At 68.4% G+C, this 17,545-nt stretch carries 13 protein-coding genes and 4 pseudogenes; 11 read left to right on the forward strand and 6 right to left on the reverse strand.

Annotated elements, in window-relative coordinates; translation table 11 throughout:
- The first annotated feature begins 2 nt into the window (after window positions 1–2).
- The 9 genes from OEJ37_RS02205 to OEJ37_RS02245 all read left to right on the forward strand — a co-directional run bounded on the left by OEJ37_RS02205 (window position 3) and on the right by OEJ37_RS02245 (window position 12,743).
- Window positions 3–2,618 (forward strand): type VI secretion system accessory protein TagAB-5, encoded by a 2,616-nt coding sequence (locus OEJ37_RS02205; protein ID WP_263343030.1) that lies wholly within the window; start codon window positions 3–5, stop codon window positions 2,616–2,618.
- An 8-nt stretch (window positions 2,619–2,626) separates the two neighbouring features.
- On the forward strand, window positions 2,627–3,700 hold the full coding sequence (tagB-5, locus tag OEJ37_RS02210; protein WP_263343031.1) for a type VI secretion system accessory protein TagB-5: 1,074 nt from the start codon (window positions 2,627–2,629) through the stop codon (window positions 3,698–3,700).
- Window positions 3,679–4,440: a DUF3540 domain-containing protein gene (locus tag OEJ37_RS02215; RefSeq protein WP_317891508.1), complete on the forward strand. Its 762-nt coding sequence runs from the start codon at window positions 3,679–3,681 to the stop codon at window positions 4,438–4,440. Before tagB-5 ends, OEJ37_RS02215 begins: the two co-directional genes overlap by 22 nt.
- Before the next feature lie 28 nt (window positions 4,441–4,468).
- The gene (locus tag OEJ37_RS02220; protein WP_174421080.1) at window positions 4,469–4,861 is read left to right on the forward strand and encodes a DUF4150 domain-containing protein; all 393 of its coding nucleotides are present in this window, start codon (window positions 4,469–4,471) and stop codon (window positions 4,859–4,861) included.
- A 9-nt stretch (window positions 4,862–4,870) separates the two neighbouring features.
- A complete protein-coding gene (gene tssJ / locus OEJ37_RS02225) occupies window positions 4,871–5,608 on the forward strand; it encodes a type VI secretion system lipoprotein TssJ (protein ID WP_263343033.1) in 738 nt (245 codons plus the stop codon).
- 32 nt (window positions 5,609–5,640) lie between these two features.
- Window positions 5,641–7,035 carry a type VI secretion system baseplate subunit TssK gene (gene tssK, locus OEJ37_RS02230; RefSeq protein WP_263343035.1) on the forward strand — a complete coding sequence of 465 codons (1,395 nt, stop codon included), beginning with the start codon at window positions 5,641–5,643 and terminating at the stop codon, window positions 7,033–7,035.
- Window positions 7,035–7,691 (forward strand): DotU family type IV/VI secretion system protein, encoded by a 657-nt coding sequence (locus OEJ37_RS02235; RefSeq protein ID WP_263343149.1) that lies wholly within the window; start codon window positions 7,035–7,037, stop codon window positions 7,689–7,691. Before tssK ends, OEJ37_RS02235 begins: the two co-directional genes overlap by 1 nt.
- Window positions 7,692–7,702: 11 nt before the next feature.
- Window positions 7,703–11,482 carry a type VI secretion protein IcmF/TssM N-terminal domain-containing protein gene (locus OEJ37_RS02240; RefSeq protein WP_317891515.1) on the forward strand — a complete coding sequence of 1,260 codons (3,780 nt, stop codon included), beginning with the start codon at window positions 7,703–7,705 and terminating at the stop codon, window positions 11,480–11,482.
- Window positions 11,483–11,678: 196 nt separating this feature from the next.
- Complete coding sequence (locus tag OEJ37_RS02245) at window positions 11,679–12,743, forward strand: Ig-like domain-containing protein (RefSeq protein WP_411859229.1); 1,065 nt, start codon at window positions 11,679–11,681, stop codon at window positions 12,741–12,743.
- Window positions 12,744–12,869: 126 nt separating this feature from the next.
- On the opposite strand, the pseudogene OEJ37_RS02250 reads toward OEJ37_RS02245, so the two are convergent.
- Both OEJ37_RS02250 and OEJ37_RS02255 read right to left on the reverse strand, forming a co-directional pair.
- Window positions 12,870–13,276 (reverse strand): annotated as a pseudogene (locus OEJ37_RS02250) (helix-turn-helix domain-containing protein); the annotation flags it as partial.
- A gap of 81 nt (window positions 13,277–13,357) precedes the next feature.
- Window positions 13,358–13,609: pseudogene (locus OEJ37_RS02255) on the reverse strand (2Fe-2S ferredoxin); the annotation flags it as partial.
- A 33-nt stretch (window positions 13,610–13,642) separates the two neighbouring features.
- On the opposite strand from OEJ37_RS02255, the pseudogene OEJ37_RS02260 reads away from it, so the two are divergent.
- A pseudogene (locus OEJ37_RS02260) lies at window positions 13,643–13,870 on the forward strand (transposase); the annotation flags it as partial.
- A gap of 7 nt (window positions 13,871–13,877) precedes the next feature.
- On the opposite strand, the gene OEJ37_RS02265 reads toward OEJ37_RS02260, so the two are convergent.
- Complete coding sequence (locus tag OEJ37_RS02265) at window positions 13,878–14,090, reverse strand: hypothetical protein (RefSeq protein WP_263343037.1); 213 nt, start codon at window positions 14,088–14,090, stop codon at window positions 13,878–13,880.
- A 248-nt stretch (window positions 14,091–14,338) separates the two neighbouring features.
- On the opposite strand from OEJ37_RS02265, the pseudogene OEJ37_RS02270 reads away from it, so the two are divergent.
- Window positions 14,339–14,628, forward strand: a pseudogene (locus OEJ37_RS02270) (transposase); the annotation flags it as partial.
- A gap of 145 nt (window positions 14,629–14,773) precedes the next feature.
- Here OEJ37_RS02270 and OEJ37_RS02275 read toward each other — a convergent pair.
- The 3 genes from OEJ37_RS02275 to OEJ37_RS02285 all read right to left on the reverse strand — a co-directional run bounded on the left by OEJ37_RS02275 (window position 14,774) and on the right by OEJ37_RS02285 (window position 17,478).
- Entirely contained in the window at window positions 14,774–15,811 is a 1,038-nt protein-coding gene (locus tag OEJ37_RS02275) for an AraC family transcriptional regulator (protein WP_263343039.1), read from the reverse strand.
- Window positions 15,812–16,185: 374 nt separating this feature from the next.
- Window positions 16,186–16,632, reverse strand: coding sequence for a hypothetical protein (locus OEJ37_RS02280; protein WP_263343040.1), 447 nt, complete (start codon window positions 16,630–16,632; stop codon window positions 16,186–16,188).
- 174 nt (window positions 16,633–16,806) lie between these two features.
- Window positions 16,807–17,478: a LuxR C-terminal-related transcriptional regulator gene (locus OEJ37_RS02285; RefSeq protein WP_208459197.1), complete on the reverse strand. Its 672-nt coding sequence runs from the start codon at window positions 17,476–17,478 to the stop codon at window positions 16,807–16,809.
- Window positions 17,479–17,545 lie beyond the last annotated feature (67 nt).

Here is a 17,545-nt window from a genome sequence, read left to right on the forward strand (position 1 = left end):
TCATGAAAATCATCAAACCCGATTCTCTCTCGCTGCTGTGCCGGACGCTGCGCTTCGAAGGACTCGACCGGCTGTCGATCGGCGCGCTGGCATGCTTTGCGCTGCGTGCGCACGCACCCGTCGGCCCAGGCGATCTGACGAGCGAGGCCGAGCTGTGGCAAGTCGCGCAGCAGTGGCTCGACCCGCAGACCCCACTCGACGAGGGCGTGCCGAAGCCGGCAGGCGAATTCCTCGTCTATGGCCACGCGTATGCGCCGTCGGAACGCGAACGCCGCCCGGGGGCGCCGGTCGCGGTTCGTGCGCGCATCGGCGCGGCGTGCAAGGAGCGGCTCGTCGACGCGCGAGCCGCCGCGCCGCTCGCCGAGTTTCGCGCGCTGCCGTCGTCAGCGCCCGAGCGCGCACGCGATCTCGGGCCGTTCGACGAACGTTGGCTGGCTTCGCGCTGGCCCCACCTGCCCGCCGGCACGCGCGCCGAGCATTTCCATACCGCGCCGCGAGACCAGCGGATCACCGGATTCTGGCGCGGCGACGAGGACATCGAGCTCGTCAACCTGCATGCGGACCGGCCAGTCATCGCCGGCGCGCTGCCGCGCGTGCGGGCGCGCTGCTTCGTCGAACGCTCGGTCGCCGGCGTCGCGCGCATCGACGCGTGCCCGATGCGGGCGGAAACGGTCTGGTTGTTCCCCGGCGCGGCGTGCGGCATCGTCCTGTATCGCGCGCTCGTCACGATCGACGATGAGGACGGCGACGACGTCGTTCGCGTGATCGCCGGCTGGGAAGACGCCGACGCACCGCCGTTACCCGACGCTGCGTATATAGGCCAGCCGGCGTCCGAACACGGTGGGTCTGGCGCGCCGCTTGCGCCTATCGCCGCGGCCGCGCTGGCGTCGACCGCCGGCGACGAAGCGTGCGCCGACCCCGGTCGCGCCGCCGATAACTTGCCGTCGGCTTCGCATGCGCAGCCGGCGGCGGCCCCGGAATCGCCCGATGAGCTACCCGCGCCGGATCTATCAGCGCTCGAACGGGATGCGGCAGCGCTCGCCGTGCAAACCGACGCGCTGCTCGCCGAATTCGGCTTGACCGAAGCCGACATCGCGCGCCTTCTGCCGCCGCGAGATGCGCCTGCCGACATGAACCTGGACGAGCTCGCCGCGCTCGCGGCCACGCTCGACGCGCAGACCTCGCAATGGCAAGCGCAGTACGCCACGACCGCGGCTGGCGAGCAGCGCGATGCTTCGCCGCCCTCTTCGCCGAATTCGCAGGCATCGGACGACGCATCGTCATTCGCCGACCTGCTTCGGCAAGCCGACACGCAGATCCGCGCGCTCGTCGAGCAACACGGCCTGTCGCGCGCGCAAATGGAGGCGGCTGCGCGAAACCGGCCGGAGCTCGCCGCACTCGCGGACGCGCTCGATGCGCTCGACACGCCGCTCGACGTCGCCGCGCTGACGGCAGGACTCGGCGCACCCGCCGCCGGCACGGCCACCAACGAACCGGTGACGTCCGCCGAGCCCGACCCGCTCCCGCCCGCCGAACGGTTCGCCGACGCCACCCCTGCTCGCGCTTCGACGCACCCCGCTGCATCGCCGACCGGCGATGCGCCGCTCGCGGATCCGCTCACGTCCGAGCAGGTGATCGAGCGCCACGCGCGCGGCCTCGGATTCGCCGGCTTCGTCCTGAGCGGCCTGGACCTGTCGGCGGCCGCGCTCGAGCGCGCGGACTTCCGCGACGCGCGCATCGAACACACCTGCTTCGCCGACTGCCGGCTGGCCGGCGCGTCGTTCGAGCGCGCGCTGCTGTCGCGTGCCGATTTCTCGAACGCGGACCTGCGCGACGCGAGCTTCGCCGACGCGTCCGCTCCCGGCACATCGTTTCGCGGCGCCGCGCTCGATCGCGCGTGCCTCGATCGCTCCGATTTTACCGGCGGCGACTTCACGCACGCGTCGCTTGCCGGCAGCCATTGCGCACACGCGCAATTCGACGAGAGCGCGATGACCGGGCTCGCCGCCGCACGGCTCGACGGCGTGCACGCGAGCTTCGCCGGTTGCGCACTCGATACCGCCGATTTTACGTCGGCGCACGTGCCGCGCGCGAACTTCCAGCACGCGACGCTGGCAGATGCGACGTTCGCGGCCGCGCAGTGCGACGGCGCCGAATGGTATGGCGCGCAGGCGCTGCGCGCGCAGCTTCGATCGGCGTCGCTGCGCGGCTCGCGCGCCGACGCGTCGACGTCATTCCATCAGGCCGTCCTGAGCAACGTGGCGCTCGACGACGCGAGCTGGGACGGCGTCGATCTGCGCTACGCCAATCTGCACAAGGCGACGCTCGATCGCGCGAGCTTCGCGCGCGCGATCGCGAGCGGCGCTCAATTGACGTCTTCCCGCGCGCGGCACGCCGATCTGACGAAAGCCGACCTGACGTGCGCGGACATGCGCCATTCGGACCTGCTTGGCGCGTCGCTGCGTCGTGCGCGGCTTGACGGGGCGCAACTGCAGTCGAGCAACCTGTATGGCGCCGACTGCTACGGCGCCGCGCTCGGCCCATCACAAATCGATGGCGCGAACGTCGAGCGAACGCTCTTCGCCGTGCCTAACCGCCCCGAACTCGCCTCCCGCTGATTGATTCGATGCCAACCCTATCCGCTCCCGTTCACGCGGCGCTCGCCGCCCTCGCCGACACCCGCACGCTATCCGGGGTCGATCTTTCGAATGCCGATCTTTCTTGCCTGGACCTGTCCGGTTGCACGTTCGATCGTGTGATACTGCGCGGCGCGAACCTGTCGGCCGCGCTGCTCGACGCGACGCGCTGGCAGCAGTGCGATCTGACGGGCGCGCGCCTCGACGGTGCGACGCTCAGCGATTCGAGCTGGCGTGCAGTCGCGCTGCGCGACGCGAGCCTGCGCTCGACGACGGGCAACGCCTTCGCGATGACGGACACCGAATTCGTCGGCGCGACGCTGGTCGACGCGCTGTGGTCGCGCGCGACATTCGAGCGCGGCAATTTTTCCGCCGCGCTGTGCGCGCGCGCGAAGCTGCTGCGTTGCGAAGCTATCGACTGCCGCTTCGAGCGCACCGATTTCTCAAGCGCCGAGCTCGAGCGTTTCGCCGCAATGCGCGCCGATCTATCGAGCGCGCGCTTCAACGCCACGCGCCTGACGAATGCGCTCTTCGTCGAAGCGAATCTGCGCAGCCAACGTTTCGAGCGCTGCGATCTGACGATGACGCATTTCAGCGGCGCGGCGCTCGCTGACAGCGATTTCAGCGGCGCGTCGCTCGTGCAGACCATGTTCTTCGATGCCGATCTCGAACGCGCGACGCTCGCGGGCGCGCGCGGCCGTCATGCGCGTTTCGCGGGCGCGATGCTCTCGGGCGCGAACCTCACGGGCGCAACGTTCGACGAATCAGATTTCGCGCGTGCGCGGATGTCGTCGGCGAACGCACGCGGGCTACGCGCGCGGATGTCGCTCTTCACGCACGCCGATTGCGCGGGCGCGACGCTGGCGGGCGGCAGCTTCGTCTACTGCGATTTCTCGCACGCGACGCTGTCGCGTGCCGATTGCGCGCACGCTGATTTCTCGCACACGAACCTGCACGGCGTCGACGACCGCGCGGTGCGCTGGGACGGCGCGAGCAAGACGGGCGCGCGTGTGACTGATCCCGTGTTCGCGCGGGCCGAGCAATGGAGTTCGACCGAACGATGACACACGACTCTCGCACCTCGATGACGCGCATGTCCTCTTCTTGCGCCTCCACTTGTGCCCTCGCACCATTGCAGTCCAACGACGATCCGTGCGCGCCCCAGGCCGACGCGCCGCTCCGCGCGTCGTGCGTGACGGGCCGTGTCGGCGACTGGCTAACGCTCGACGATCGCGTCGGCCGCGCGCGGCGCGCCGACGGCTGCCTGCTCGCACCCGACGTAGGCGATCGCGTGCTGATCTGGTCGCCGGGCCACGCGCACGCGGGCGACGCATGCGTTGCGCCTCCCGCGTACGTGCTCGCCGTGCTCGCGCGCGCAGGTGCGCCGCAAGCCGCGCTCGCATTGCCAGGCGGCGTCGTGCTCGAAGCCGGCGTCGACGGGCTGCGCATCGACGCGCCGCGCATCACGCTCGCGGCGCGCGAGCGGATCGACGCCGGCGCGCCGTGCTTCGACGTGCACGCGCATCGCGCGAGTGTGCGGACCGCGCGCCTCGACGTGCACGCGCAGTCGATCGGCGCCGCCGCGCGCGACGTGCGCGTCGTGGCGCACCGCTTCACGTCGACGATCGGCCGCGCGCTCCACATGCTCGGCGATTGCTTTCGCCGCGTGCGCGGCGTCGACGATTTGCGCGCGACGCGCGCGCTCTGGCGCGTCGACGAGCGCGCGCACCTGCATGCGCGCGACGTCGCGCTGCTCGCGGACCGCCACGTCGGCATCGATGGCGAGCGCATCGATCTCGGTTGAATTTTCCCTTTAGATTCGGAGTTCCAACATGTTTGTCGTCACCACTGCGTCCGGCCTCTGCATGAGCCCCGTCGACGTCTGCAAGACACCCACGCCGGGCGGCCCGGTGCCCGTCCCGTATCCGAACACCGGCCTGCCGATGATGGCCGAGTCGATCACGACGAAAGTGCTCGTCTGCGGGATGCCCGCGCTCACGAAGAAATCGACGATTCCGATGACCAACGGCGACCAGCCGGGCACCGCCGGCGGCGCGATGTCCGGAAAGATCATGGGCAAGGTCGAATTCGCCGCCGGCAGCACGAAGGTGAAGTTCGAAGGCAATCCAGCCGTGCGGCTGACGACGCCGACGAAGCACAACGAAGGCAACGCGACGGGCGCCGTGCTGCAGCCGAGCCAGCAGAAAGTGATGGCGATGAGCTGAGGAAGAGGCATGAACGACCGACACATCTCGATGCCGGAGGCCGCGCGCGCGTCCATCGCCGTGCTCGCCATGCTCGCCATGCTCGCGGCGCTGGCCGGCTGCGCGAGCGGCGTCACCGAAGAACAGGCGCGCGCCGACGTACGATGGGACTACGCGCCCGACGCGTTGCGCATCGACGTCGACGCATCGCCGCGGCTGAACGAATTCCTGAACGCACCGCACACGTTGCTGCTCGCGGTGTTCCAAAGCGCGGACGCACAGACATTCCGCCGTCTCGCCGACAATCCGGCCCGGCTGCGCACGACCCTCGCGGAGGGCGGGCCCGCGGCGGACTTCATTCAGACGACGCGCTACGTCATCGCGCCCGGCGAGCACGTCGCACTGTCGATCGATCGCGCGCAGCAGGCGCGCTACGTCGGCATCGTCGCCGGCTACTACGACGCCGACGGCCCGCGCGCGGCACGCCTCTTCGACGTGCCGCTGCAAATCGACAAGCGCGGCTGGTTCTCGTCCACCTATCGCGCCGCGCCGCGAACGCTCGGGCTGAAGCTGCGGCTCGGCGCGCAAAGCATCACCGACGCGCGCGAAGCGCCGCTGAACCTGCCGCCGCCGGGCGGGCGCGCGTGGACAACGCTCGACAGCGGCGCGAAAACGCTGGCGCTGCCGGGCGCCGACGTCAACGCGAACGGCGGCGGCAACAGTAACGAAAACGGCGACGCCGCCACCCGCGCACCGCGCAAGCGATGACGCGCGACACATCACGAACCGAAACGAACAACATGGACAACGTCTACTGGCATCAGGGGATGCTGCTGCAACCGCAACATTTTCAATTGGCGGAACTGCATCAGCAGTTCCGCATCGAACCGTGGCTCGCATCCGGTCCGCCGCATTTCTGGGGCGTCGGCGCGCTATCGCTCGCGCACGCCGCGATCGACCGCCGCGTGATCGAGATCCGCTCGGCGCGGTTGCTCTTTGCCGAACGCAGCTACGTCGAATATCCGGGCAACGCGGTGGTCGCGGCGCGCGCGTTCGATCCCGCGTGGCTCGACGAAGGTCGCGCACTCGGCGTGCACGTCGCGCTCAAGCGACTCGCGTACGGCGCAAACAACGTGACGGTCGCGGCCGCGCCCGACGCGCTGCCTGACGCCACGACGCGCTACGCGACGCTGCCGTCGGCCGACGAGATCGGGGACCTTTTTTCGGACCATCCGGGCGCGCCGGTGCGCACGCTCAAGCACGTGCTGAAGATCGTGTTCGATCACGAACTCGATGCGCTCGCCGGACACGAGACGATCCCGATCGCGCGGATCGTGCGCGACGGCGAGCGTCTGCGGGTCGACGACGAGTTCGCGCCCCCGTGCTACGCGCTGTCCGGCTCGCGCGTGTTGCTCGACCGGGTTCGCGGTATCCGCGACGAGCTCGCGGGCCGCGCGCGGCAACTGCAGCAGTACAAAAGCCCGCACGAGATGCGGCGCGCCGAATTCGACGCGAGCTACACGGCGTTCCTGCTCGCACTGCGCTCGCTGAACCGCTTCGGCCCGCTGCTGTTCCATCTCGCCGAATGCGACGGGCAGCATCCGTGGACCGCCTACGGCGTGCTACGACAACTCGTCGGCGAGCTCAGCGCGTTCTCCGAGCGCTTCGACATGCTCGGCGAAACGCCCGACGCGCGCGGCGGCCTTCCTCCGTACAACCATCGCGACCTCGGCGAGTGCTTCTCTCGCGCGCACACGCTGATCGGCCATCTGCTCGACGAAATCGCGGTCGGTCCCGACTGCGTCGCGACGTTCGAGCCCGACGACGAGCAGCAGCCCATGCAACGATTCGCGCAACTGCCGCCCGGCGTGTTCGCTGATCGCCATCTGATCTACGTCGCGATCCGCAGCACGCACGATCCGGACACGCTCGCGCAACGCTTCCTGATCGGCGGTCGGATCGCGGCGACCGACGAGATGCCGCAGCTCACTGCGCTCGCACTACCGGGCGTCGAGCTGACCCTGCTGCCTGGGGCGCCCCCGCGCCTGCCGCGCCGCGGCGACGCGCGATACTTCCGGATCGAGCAGACCGGCCGCCCGTGGGACGCGATCCGGCGCGACGGTCGCGTCTCGCTGCGCTGGGCCGACGCGCCGGACGATCTGCATGCGGAACTCATCGCGGTGAGGCACGCATGATGAAGCTGTCCGATTCGATGATGCCGCTCGTCGCGTATGCGCGGCAGCTCGCGCAAGCGCCGCACGGCGACGCGACCGAAGTCGCGCTGCGGCTCGACGTCCTGATCGAACGCGCTCGCGATCACGCGGCCTGCGCGGGCGCGCACCAAGCCGACGTCGAAGACGCGTTGTTCGCAGTGTGCGCGTGGATCGACGAGGCGCTGCTGAACAGCGGCTGGCACGACGCCGACCGCTGGACGCTGGGGCTACTTCAGAAGCGCCACTTCGACACGTCGCACGCGGGCGTGGCGTTCTTCGAGCGCCTCGACGCGCTCGACGGTGCGCGGGCAAACGTGCTCGAAGTCTATCTGCTGTGTCTGCAGCTCGGCTTTCGCGGCCGCCATGGCTACGACGATGGCGACCGGGGGCTCGACGCGATCCGGCTGCGTGCGCTCGACGCGCTGTCGGCGCACGTGCCGCCGGGCGAGCCGCCGTTTCCCGCCGCGTATCCGCGACCCGGTCCGCACGCCGTCGCGGCGAAAGCGCGCGCGCGCCGCCGCATCGCGCGCGCCGGCCTGAACTTCGGGCTGCCGCTCGCGATCCTGTTGTCGCTCTGCTTGATCTATCACGTCGTCATCGTGCGGATGATCGATTCGGTGTTCCCGAGGCTGCAATGAAGAAGCTTTGCATGATGCTCGCGCGGCTCCTCGCGCTCGTCTCGCTTGCCGCGCTCAGTTGGGCGACCGCGCTCTATTTCGAGTGGCCGCTGTGGGGCACGCCCACCTTGTTCAGTGCAGGGCTCGCAGGATGGCTGTTGTTCGGGCTCGCGCGCCGCGCGCTGCGCGCCGTGCGCGCGCGCAGACAGATCGCGCGGCTCGACGCGTCCGAACCTCTGCCGGGCGATCGTCACGCGCCACTCAAGCGCGTCATCGAGCGCTGGCGCGCGTCGCTCGACGCGCTCGAACGCGCCGCGCCCGCGCCTGGCTTGCGTGGCCGCTCGCGCGACGCGCCGCCGTGGTATCTCGTGATCGGCCGCACGGGCACGGGCAAGACAACGGCGCTCGCGCGCGCGCGCATCGCGTCGCCGCTACGGCACACGCGTCACGACGAGAGCATTTCGCCTACCGAAGACTGCGACTGGTGGTGCTTCGATGACGCGGTCGTACTTGACTTGGCGGGCCGCTTCGCCGAGCCCGACGCGTCCGACGACGATCGCCGCGCATGGGACGCGCTCATCGGGCAACTCCGCCGCGCTCGGGCGCGCCGCGGCGTCGACGGCGTCGTCGTTGCAATCGACGCGCAGCGCCTCGTCGAAGCGGATCGCGACGCGCTGACGATCGACGGCTGTGCGCTTCGCGAGCGGCTCGAACAACTGATCCGCCTGTTCGAGCGGCGTTTTCCGGTGTACGTGCTCGTCACACAATGCGACCGGCTCTACGGCTTCGAAGATTGGGCCGCGCAGCTTGCGCCGGAGCAACGCGAGCGCGCGTTCGGCTATCTCGGCGATCATGATGCGGATGCGTTCGTCGCGCACGCGCTCGACAGCGTCGACGCCCGGCTCGCGGCGCTGCGCGTCGCGTCGGCGGCGCACGGCGAGCCGCCGTCGCCGCGCACGCTGATGCTACCGCACGAGTTCGCGCGCCTGCGGCCTGCGCTCGACGCTTTCGTGCGCGCAGCGTTCGGCCCGAACATCTATCAGGAAACGCCTTACCTGCGCGGGCTGCTGTTCGCGAGCGGTCGTCAGACGGGCGGCGCGCCGTCGCTGACGCTGCCCGACTTGCTCGACGCCGCGCCAGCGCGCGCGCCCGGCGACGCGGGCCTGTTCCTGCACGACGTGTTCTCGCGCGTGCTGCCGGGCGATCGCGATGCATCGCAACCTGTCGAGCGGCCGAGCCGCTCGCGTCTGACACTGCGGCGCGCCGCACTCGCCGCGTGGCTCTTCGCGTGCGCCGCCATCGGGCTGCTGATGAGCGCGTCGTTCATCGGCGACATGCGGACCGTCGAGCTGATCCACCGCGACTACCCCGCGCATCCTCGCTTTACGGGCGAGCTCGCGCGCGATGCGGCGACGCTCGAGCGGATCGGCCGCGTGATTGTCGACGTCGAGCGGCACGACGAGCGGCGGCTCGTGCGGCGACTCGCCCCCCCGATCGCCGACGCGACGCCCGTTGGCCGGCTCGAAGCGGAACTCAAGCGCCGCTACGTCGCGCACTATCGGCGCTCGATCGAGCCCGCTGTCGACCGGCTGTTCTTCGGCGAGCCAGACGACGCGAGCAACGCGCACGCGGCGTACGACGGCGACGCCGCCTCGCGCATCCGCAATCTGGTCCGCTACGTGAACCTGATGCAGGCGCGCCGGAGCGGCGCGGACCGCGAGTCGCTTGCGCGGATGCCCGCGCCGGCACTCGCGCGCGCGCCACAGCGCGACGGCGCGCCCCCGTCGGATGGCGCGGGCGGCACGAAGGACACGTACGACACGCACGAGGCAAGCACTGCGCGCGATTTCGGCGACGGCCTGTCGCCGCGCATCGGCGCGCTCACCATCGACCAGATCGCGTGGAGCGCACCCGACGACGGCGCGCTCCACGCGCGGATCGCGACCATGCAGGCGCAGCTCGAACGGCTCGCGTACCGCGACCCTGACGGCGCGTGGCTGCTTGCGCTGCCTGACGCATCGCCGCCGCGCGACGTGACCCTCGCCGACTTCTGGCCGGCCGCCGCGACGCTCGCGCAGCCTCCCGCGCTGCGCGACGTGCGCGTTCCCGCCTCGCTGACGGCCGCCCATCGGCTGGCGATCGACGCGTTCCTCGACGAGATGGCGCAGGCGGTCCCGAACCGGTCGAAGTTCGCGTTCCATCGCGATGCGTTCGACACTTGGTATCACGCAACGCGCATCAGTGCCTGGCGCGACTTCGTTGCACGTTTCCCGCAAGACGAGCAGCGATTGATGACGCAAGCGCAATGGCGCGCGATGATCGACCGGATTCCCGATCGCCGCGATCCGTTCGCGGCGTTGCTCGCGCGCGTCAATCACGAATTCGAATCCGTGCGCGACGACGCGCTGCCGCCGTGGCTGCGGTTCGTCCGGACCGCGTCGCAAATGCTCGCGCCCGCGCGAATGCCCGCGGCGAGCGGCGGCGGTCTCGGCTCTGCGCTCGGCTCGATCTCGCGCAGCGGTGGCCGCGCCCTGCGCGAGGCGCTCGGCGGCGCACCCGCGCAGGGCCGGCTCACGCTCGAGCGCGACGCCGCGCTGCGCGACGCGCTCGTCGACTACGAGCAGCGCGTCGCTACGCTCGCCGCCAACGCGCTCGCGGGCCCCGGCGCCGCTTACCGCCTCGCGGCCGATTTTCACGGCTTCGGCGTCGACCCATCGGTCGAGGCGTCCGCGATGCGCGCGGCCGACGACGCGCTGCGCGACGTCAAGCGGCTCGCGGGCGATCGCGACGTCGGCGGCGACCTCGTCTGGCGCCTCGTCGGTGGCTCGCTTCACACGGTGATCGCGTACGTCGAGCGGCAGGCGTCGTGCGCGTTGCAGGACGACTGGGAACGCGACGTGCTGTGGCCGCTCGAGCGCGCGGCGACGCGCGACGACGCAAACGATCGGCTGTTCGGTCCGCAAGGCGCGATCTGGGCGTTCGTCGATGGCCCGGCGAAGCCGTTCGTGCGCGTCGGCGCGGCACGCGCCTCGGCAGTCGACACGCTCGGCTACCGACTGCCGTTCACCAACGCGTTCCTGCAGCTCGTCGACGACGCGGCCGCCCGACGTGTCGCGCAGGCGCGGCGTGACGCCGAGCGGCGCGAGCAACAGCAGGCGGCGGCTGAGCTCGACGAGCGGATCGCGTCGCTCGGCAAGCAGATCGACGCGCTACGCGCGAAGACGATGCGCATCGGAATCGTCGCGCAGCCGACCGACGTGAACCGCGAAGCGCAGGCGAAGCCGTTCGAAACGGTACTGACACTGCAATGCGCGCCGCAAGCGCGCACGCTGACGAACTACAACTTGCGCGTGTCCGAGCAGATCGACTGGCGGCCCGATCAGTGCGGCGACGTCACGCTGCGCATCGCGCTCGGTGACGTCACTCTCGTGCACCGGTACGCGGGGCCACTCGCCGTCGCGCGCTTCGTCCAGGACTTCCGCTACGGCGTGCGCCGCTTCACGCCTCGCGATTTTCCGGGCGCGAAAGGGCAGCTCCAACGTCTCGGCGTGCGCCACATCGACGTGCGCTACGACTTCTCCGGGCACAACGCGCTGCTCGCGCACATCGAGCGGATCGACGCGCTCGAGCGAGCCCGCCGCGACGACATTGCGCGGCAGCGGCGCGCCGCGAGCCGGCAGGACGACAACGCGGGCGGCAGCGGCACGGCAGCGCACGCGTCGTCTGTGTCGAATGTCGCGCTGCCCCGTCGCATCGGCGCATGCTGGGCCGATCTGCCGCGCGGCAAGCCCGGTGGCGACGCGCGTCCGTGATCCGCTCCATACCCAACTTGGCGACCGCGCGCGCCGCCGTCGCCAAGTTAATCGATTCCATTCACGATCAATGTTCACCTTCTATCTTGCAATGACGAAACACACTTCGAACCACCCCGACCATTCCAATGCCCCGTATCCGGCGCGACACGCATCGCCCGACTCGACCCGCTATTCGTCCCGCCTCGCCACCTGCATGCACGCGCCCCGACGCGTCGGCGCAGCGCTCGCACTGACCGTCGCTTTGCTCACTGGATGCAGCGGCGGCGATTCGAACAAATTCGCTCCATCTGCGTTCGTGCCGCCGACCGTGCAACTAGCGTATCCGGCGCAGCCGGAAGCAGCCGCCCCGAACGCGCCCACCGCTTCGCCGGGCATCGTATCCGCCGGGGTCGCGCCGACGCACGCGGCGTTGCGCCACCCGACGATCGAGCTCGCATTCGATCGCGCGATCGACGCGCGCTCGGTCGGACACATCGAGTTGCGCGGTGAAGATGGCGCGAGCGTCGCCGTCAACACGCCGTCGTGGCTGAGCGATCGCCGGCTCGCGTTCACGGCGATCGGGCCGCTCAAATCCAACAGCCGCCACGAGATCATGGTGCCCGCCGGCATCAAGAGCATGACGGGCGAACAGTCGGCCAATCCGCTGACGACCAGCTTCGATACTGCGCCGACCACGCCGCCGCGCGGCTTGCCAAACCTCGGCAACTCGTGTTTCATCAACACGGCGCTGCAGTTGGCCGTTCACTCGCCCGCGCTCGACGAAATCCTGTCGGACAACGACGTCCCGTCTGCGGTCCGCACGCTGCTCGAAAACTATGACGCCGCATCGACCGAAGAGCTCGATACGCAGTTGCAAACCGCGGTCGCCGCGCTGCGCGCGATGACGGGAATTCCGGGCAGCCAGCCGGGATTCACGCTGGACGTGCTTCAGGCGTTGCGGATGCCGCTGTATGGAGTAAGCAGCGCGAGCAACGCAACGAACGCAACGAACGCCATACTTCACGCGCCGCCCAACACCAAGGCGTTCTGGCTGAACTCCTATCCGCTCACCTACGCGGATCTGCCAAACCGTGATCGGCTCGTCGCTTTCGACTACAACACGGGTGGTCACTATGTCGCTTATGTGAAGCGGGGGGGAATCTGGTATCGGATCGACGATGCTCAGGTGAGCGCCGTCACCGAACAGCATTTGCTTGCCCTGCCGGCGTTCAATCCCGATAGCGGCAGTGTCGCGATCGAAATCGCGATCTATCGATGAAATGCTGATCCACGCGCCACCAGACTCCGCCCTCCACGGAGTCTGGTGGCGCGGCTTAGCAGCGTTACGAAATCTGCACGACCAACGCGATCGAGTCGACCTTCGCACCGTGCGTCACCGTACGACGCGCACGCGCATCTTGTCGATTGATTTGACCGTGTGCCAGCCCAGATCGTAGAAGACCGCTACCGCCTGCACGCTGGCAGCCTGCAGCAGCTTCTCGCAGGCCTTGGCGAAGCGCTCCGTCACTCGCTGGTAGCGACCCAGCCACGCCAGCCTCTCCAGTCGCGGGTCGCGGCAGCGTTCGCACCAAACCCGGCGGCGGGGCACATGCCGCACCACCCGGTATTCGAACAGCAGCAGATCACGCACTCGACGAACCGTCGTCTCGTGGATTTGCCGGCAGCGTGCACCGCATTGCTCGCGGTACATGACCTTGCCGACCGGCTTCAGACGAGCGATAACGTGTGGCCTTCTCCCTCCGGCCATTCCTGGCTTTCCCTCGTTTTCCAGGACACGTCAGCTAAGCTGATGTAATAAGGCTTGCGGGGCTTTCATCCCGACAGCTTGTCTTATCAGCGGCAAAGTTCATAACACCCTCCAGGGCCGCCGACTCACGCATCGCCGCTCACTCGCGGCTGCGCGGTCGCCTCGGCGACGCGGTCGACCCAGCCCCGGTAGAACGCGCGGTACTTGAGCACGAGCTTGTCGTACTTGCTGTACGCGCCGCCGTCGTCCGGCTTCATCCCGTTCCAGATTTTGACGTCGTACCCCACGGCCTGTCTGGTCTGCAATCCGAACAGCACGTAGTCGGTCGCGCGGCGCAGGGCGCCGCCCACCCTCTTGATCGAGATGAGCAACTTTAGCGGGTGTTACGAACTTTGCCGCTAACAAGACAAGATCAGGGCTATACCGACGAAGCGGCTCGTCAGGCAGCACCAAGCCACGGCATTGAGTCGGAGGTGGTCAAGCACACCGAGGCCAAACGCGGTTTCGTGTTGCTGCCCAGACGCTGGGTGGTCCAGCGCAGCTTCGCATGGGCTGCGCGCTTTCGACGCCTCGCGCGCGACTATGGACATTTGCCTCACACGCTGGCCGGATTCCATTTCCTCGCCTTCGCCTGTTGAATGCTGATCAGTAGTAGAAGTAAATCGACCTGTATCTGACCAAATCTCCGTTTAGGATATCGAGCCGTCTCCTGTAACTGTCAGCAAGACAGTGGGTGGAAGCACACCGGTCACGTTCGCCGAGCCAGGCCCTGTGAGCGTTGGTGAAGCCGTCCTGTTCGGTGGCCACAAGAAGAGGCAATCGGCGGAGGTAGTCGTCTGCTTGTTCGTAGGTGGTCATCACTGTATCGTCCAGACTCGAAATCGTCGCGTCGCGACATATCAGCTTTTGGGCATGCGTGACTGCATTCGAGCAGTCGAAAGATGTGGCCTGGGCAGCCGGGACGCCAGCCGCAATGACGAGCGTGACGACATATTTGTTCATCGCGGTGGACCAGACTAATGAGCTGTTTCGAGATTAAATTTCAGTTCTATTAACTTTTCCGAATTGATATTAACTTCCCGTCTTGTTTTGCCTGACAGGAAGCGATACCGAAAGAACGTATCGACGACGAATTGCGGTCGCTCATCGAACCGCTTCCGCCCGCACAATCGCCGGCATGCTGGCCGCAAACCAACGCCCGACCGTGCGGTGCTGGCTGGCATCGTGTTCGTGTTGCGCTCAGTATTGGGCGGAACCTGCTGCCACCGGAAATGGGTTGTGGCTCGGGTACGGCCTACTGGCGACGACTCGCTGCGTGGCAGCAAGCCGATGGCAACGAATCCACGAGACGCTGCTCGCGGAACTGCGCCGACGTGGCGAAATCGCAATTTGTCGTTGAGGTGCTCGTGTTCGCACCGCGTCGACGTCTTCCACGGCATCGTGGCAGCGCAGTTTCATCGCGATACCCCCGCCCAGCACGCCTCGCCCGGCAGTCCGTCGAACCATCCGCGCATCCCGATCGCCGCCCGCCGTCGAAGCGTTCACGCACGCGCCGCATCTCCGCCTTCCGCGAAGTCCGGCGGCGCGGCTTCGCCGCAGTGTCCCCGCGCGGCGCGCCGCACTTCGCCGGGCGTTCTACCGAAGCGCCGGCGAAACAGCTTGCCGAACGTCGACTGATCGGGAAACCCACACGCATGCGCGATCTCGCCGATGCTGAGCGCAAGTTCGGGCCGCTCGAGGTAGCCGAGGCTGCGGTTCAGCCGCGCGTCGCGCAGCACCGCCTTCACCGTCTGCGATTCGCGGCGAAACAGGCGATAGAGTTGCGTCCGCGAGCAGTGGATCGCGTCGGCGATCCGCTCGGGCGTGAGCGTCGGTAGATGAAGATGCTGATCGATGTAGTGGTACGCGGACTGCAGCCGGTCAGCGCGCGCGGGCGCGCCGCGCCGCACGCGCGACGACAGCGCCGCCTGAAGCAGCGCGCGGCCGAGTTCGGCCGCGCGCGCGAGCACGCAATCGAGCTCTTCGGACGATAGTGCCGGGCCGCGATCGCCGATCAGCGCGAGTTCGGCCGCGAGAAACGGTGCGAGCCGCGCCGCCTGCAACGAAGCCGCGCCCGGCGACGAATCCATTGCCGCCTGGCCGAGCGTGCGCCCCACCGACGCGCGCGGCAGCCTGAGCGCACTGAAACTCGGCTCATTCCAGCGCACGCGCATCGGCTGGCCGCCGTCGAGCATGAACAGGTCGTTCGCGCAAAAACGTGCATCCGGCAAGCCGGGCGCTTCGACCGTGCACTCACCCGCATGCAGCGCGCAGATCGTCACGTGCGCGTCGGCCGTCGCTGCGCTCAGCCAGGCTTCGCCGCTCCGCGCGTCGAGCGACGCGCCGCGGAAACGAACGAACCGGCCGCGCTCGCACCGGCAGAGAAAGCCGTGCCCGTGAAACGCGCGCGCCGCCGCGCGCACGTCCTCGCACTGGAACACATGCGCGCTCCAGAACGCCGCTGCGTGCGCGAACGGCATGTCGTCGGTCGAAAAGAACTGCAGCAGCGGGCCGCTGCGGGGCGTGTGCATCTTCGCCATAGTGAAGGCCGGTGAATGGTACGACGGAAAGCGCGTCTACCGAGAGACCGTGCGGGACACATGCCGCATGTCGCGCACTGCGCACTGCGCAACGCGTCACGCATTACGAAATGCGCAGCGCACCAAAAGGCTGCCGAATCGGGCATGAGCGGGGCGTCGAGAGCTGAAGCGCCTGGCGTGCTGCAAGCGATAGGCAATGCACGGCGTGCGACGCCTGACTCACGATGCGCCGCATGCGACGCCCCCGGCAAGCGTCGGCGATGCAGCGGGCTGGGCGCAAGCGCCCGCAACGCATCGGCGGCCGGCTCGTGCCGCATGTGCCGCGCCCGCACCGCATGCCAACCTGTCGGCTTGCGTCGGACGCGCACATGCACTCACGGCGCCGGACGCCGCGTCCGCATAGGCAAGACCTTGCACTTGTGATCCTCAGGCCGATCGCCGATGTGCCGGACGACCAACGCGTCGAGTGTTCGCAGCGCGTGCCGGTCGTGATACAGGCCGCGATGCGCGACGCATTTGACCGCTTCGAACACCTTGCCGAATAGCCCTTTCCTGTCGATCTTTTCGCTAACCTCACGAATGTTCGAGACGATCCGGTTCCGCTTCGCGAGCAGCACCTGCTTGCTGACCGCGCTATTGAAGCGGATCTCCTTGAGCACGTCCATCCGGATCGCCTTGATCTCGCTTCTCATCGTCCGGCCATCGCGTTCGCTCGCCGCGCCCTGCGCGCGCTGGTCGTCGCCATCGGGTCGCGCATGCCGCTCGATCGCGTCATGCCGGCGGCTCCATTGCGCGACAGTCATTTCATTCAGCTTCGTCATGACGTCTTTCCTTTCGTGAACATTGGCGAGCATCCATTCTCCGGCACGCATCGGCGCGGCACTTTCACGAACCGCTCGGCGCGCGGCATGCGGTGGTCGAGGCTCGTCACGTCGGATGTCAGATGCTCGATGCCGCGTCGCGCGGCAATCTGATGCGAGCGCGCCCGCCGTGCACTACATCGCCTGCGCACACGCGTTCGCATATCCGTATCGATACGCCCAGTGGATCACGGTCGCGACGTTGCGTGCGCCCAGCTTCTGCATCAGCCGCTGCCGATGGCAATCGACCGTTTTCGGACTGATGTTCAGCACCGACGCGATCTCGCGATTGCGCATCCCGTCCGCGATCAGCTTAAGCACCTGCTTCTCGCGCGGCGTGAGCTCGTCAATGGGCGACGCCAGCGTGCGGCCGCCCGCCGCCGATACCACTCTTGCCTTGTCGAGCGACGGATCGATGTGAACACGCCCCGCCATCACGTGCCGAACCGCCTGCACGACGCCGGCCGGGCTGCACGACTTCAGCAGATAGCCGGACGCGCCGAAGCGGATCGCATCCGCCGCGCGCGCCTCCGAGCCGAGCGCGGTGAAGACGACAAACAGCACATCCGGATGAACCCGCAGGATCTCGCCCATCGCCGGCAGCGGATCGTCGCCCGGCAGCATCACATCCATCAGCACGAGATCCAGGCGATCACGACCGCACCGATCGCTCGCCTCGGCCATGTCGGCCGCGCCGCCCACGTCGATTCCCGCATACGCCCTGCCGAGCACGACCTCGATGCCGTCGCGCACGATTGGATGGCTGTCGACGACAAGCACCCGTTCACACTTTCTCTCTACTACCATAATCGAATTCTTGTTGCTCCGATGCATCCTGTCCTGCGCGCCCGCCTGCACGACGCGTCGCCCGAGC

It is taken from the genome of Burkholderia sp. BKH01 (assembly GCF_025685725.1).
Lineage (GTDB): Bacteria > Pseudomonadota > Gammaproteobacteria > Burkholderiales > Burkholderiaceae > Burkholderia > Burkholderia pyrrocinia_C.

Excerpts from the sequence above, each read along its gene's own strand:
- OEJ37_RS02205 (WP_263343030.1), top strand. The coding sequence starts at position 3 with ATGAAAATCATCAAACCCGATTCTCTCTCGCTGCTGTGCCGGACGCTG.
- tagB-5 (WP_263343031.1), top strand. The coding sequence starts at position 2,627 with ATGCCAACCCTATCCGCTCCCGTTCACGCGGCGCTCGCCGCCCTCGCC.
- OEJ37_RS02215 (WP_317891508.1), top strand. The coding sequence starts at position 3,679 with ATGGAGTTCGACCGAACGATGACACACGACTCTCGCACCTCGATGACG.
- OEJ37_RS02220 (WP_174421080.1), top strand. The coding sequence starts at position 4,469 with ATGTTTGTCGTCACCACTGCGTCCGGCCTCTGCATGAGCCCCGTCGAC.
- tssJ (WP_263343033.1), top strand. The coding sequence starts at position 4,871 with ATGAACGACCGACACATCTCGATGCCGGAGGCCGCGCGCGCGTCCATC.
- tssK (WP_263343035.1), top strand. The coding sequence starts at position 5,641 with ATGGACAACGTCTACTGGCATCAGGGGATGCTGCTGCAACCGCAACAT.
- OEJ37_RS02235 (WP_263343149.1), top strand. The coding sequence starts at position 7,035 with ATGAAGCTGTCCGATTCGATGATGCCGCTCGTCGCGTATGCGCGGCAG.
- OEJ37_RS02240 (WP_317891515.1), top strand. The coding sequence starts at position 7,703 with ATGATGCTCGCGCGGCTCCTCGCGCTCGTCTCGCTTGCCGCGCTCAGT.
- OEJ37_RS02245 (WP_411859229.1), top strand. The coding sequence starts at position 11,679 with ATGCACGCGCCCCGACGCGTCGGCGCAGCGCTCGCACTGACCGTCGCT.
- OEJ37_RS02265 (WP_263343037.1), bottom strand. The coding sequence starts at position 14,090 with ATGACCACCTACGAACAAGCAGACGACTACCTCCGCCGATTGCCTCTT.
- OEJ37_RS02275 (WP_263343039.1), bottom strand. The coding sequence starts at position 15,811 with ATGGCGAAGATGCACACGCCCCGCAGCGGCCCGCTGCTGCAGTTCTTT.
- OEJ37_RS02280 (WP_263343040.1), bottom strand. The coding sequence starts at position 16,632 with ATGACGAAGCTGAATGAAATGACTGTCGCGCAATGGAGCCGCCGGCAT.
- OEJ37_RS02285 (WP_208459197.1), bottom strand. The coding sequence starts at position 17,478 with ATGGTAGTAGAGAGAAAGTGTGAACGGGTGCTTGTCGTCGACAGCCAT.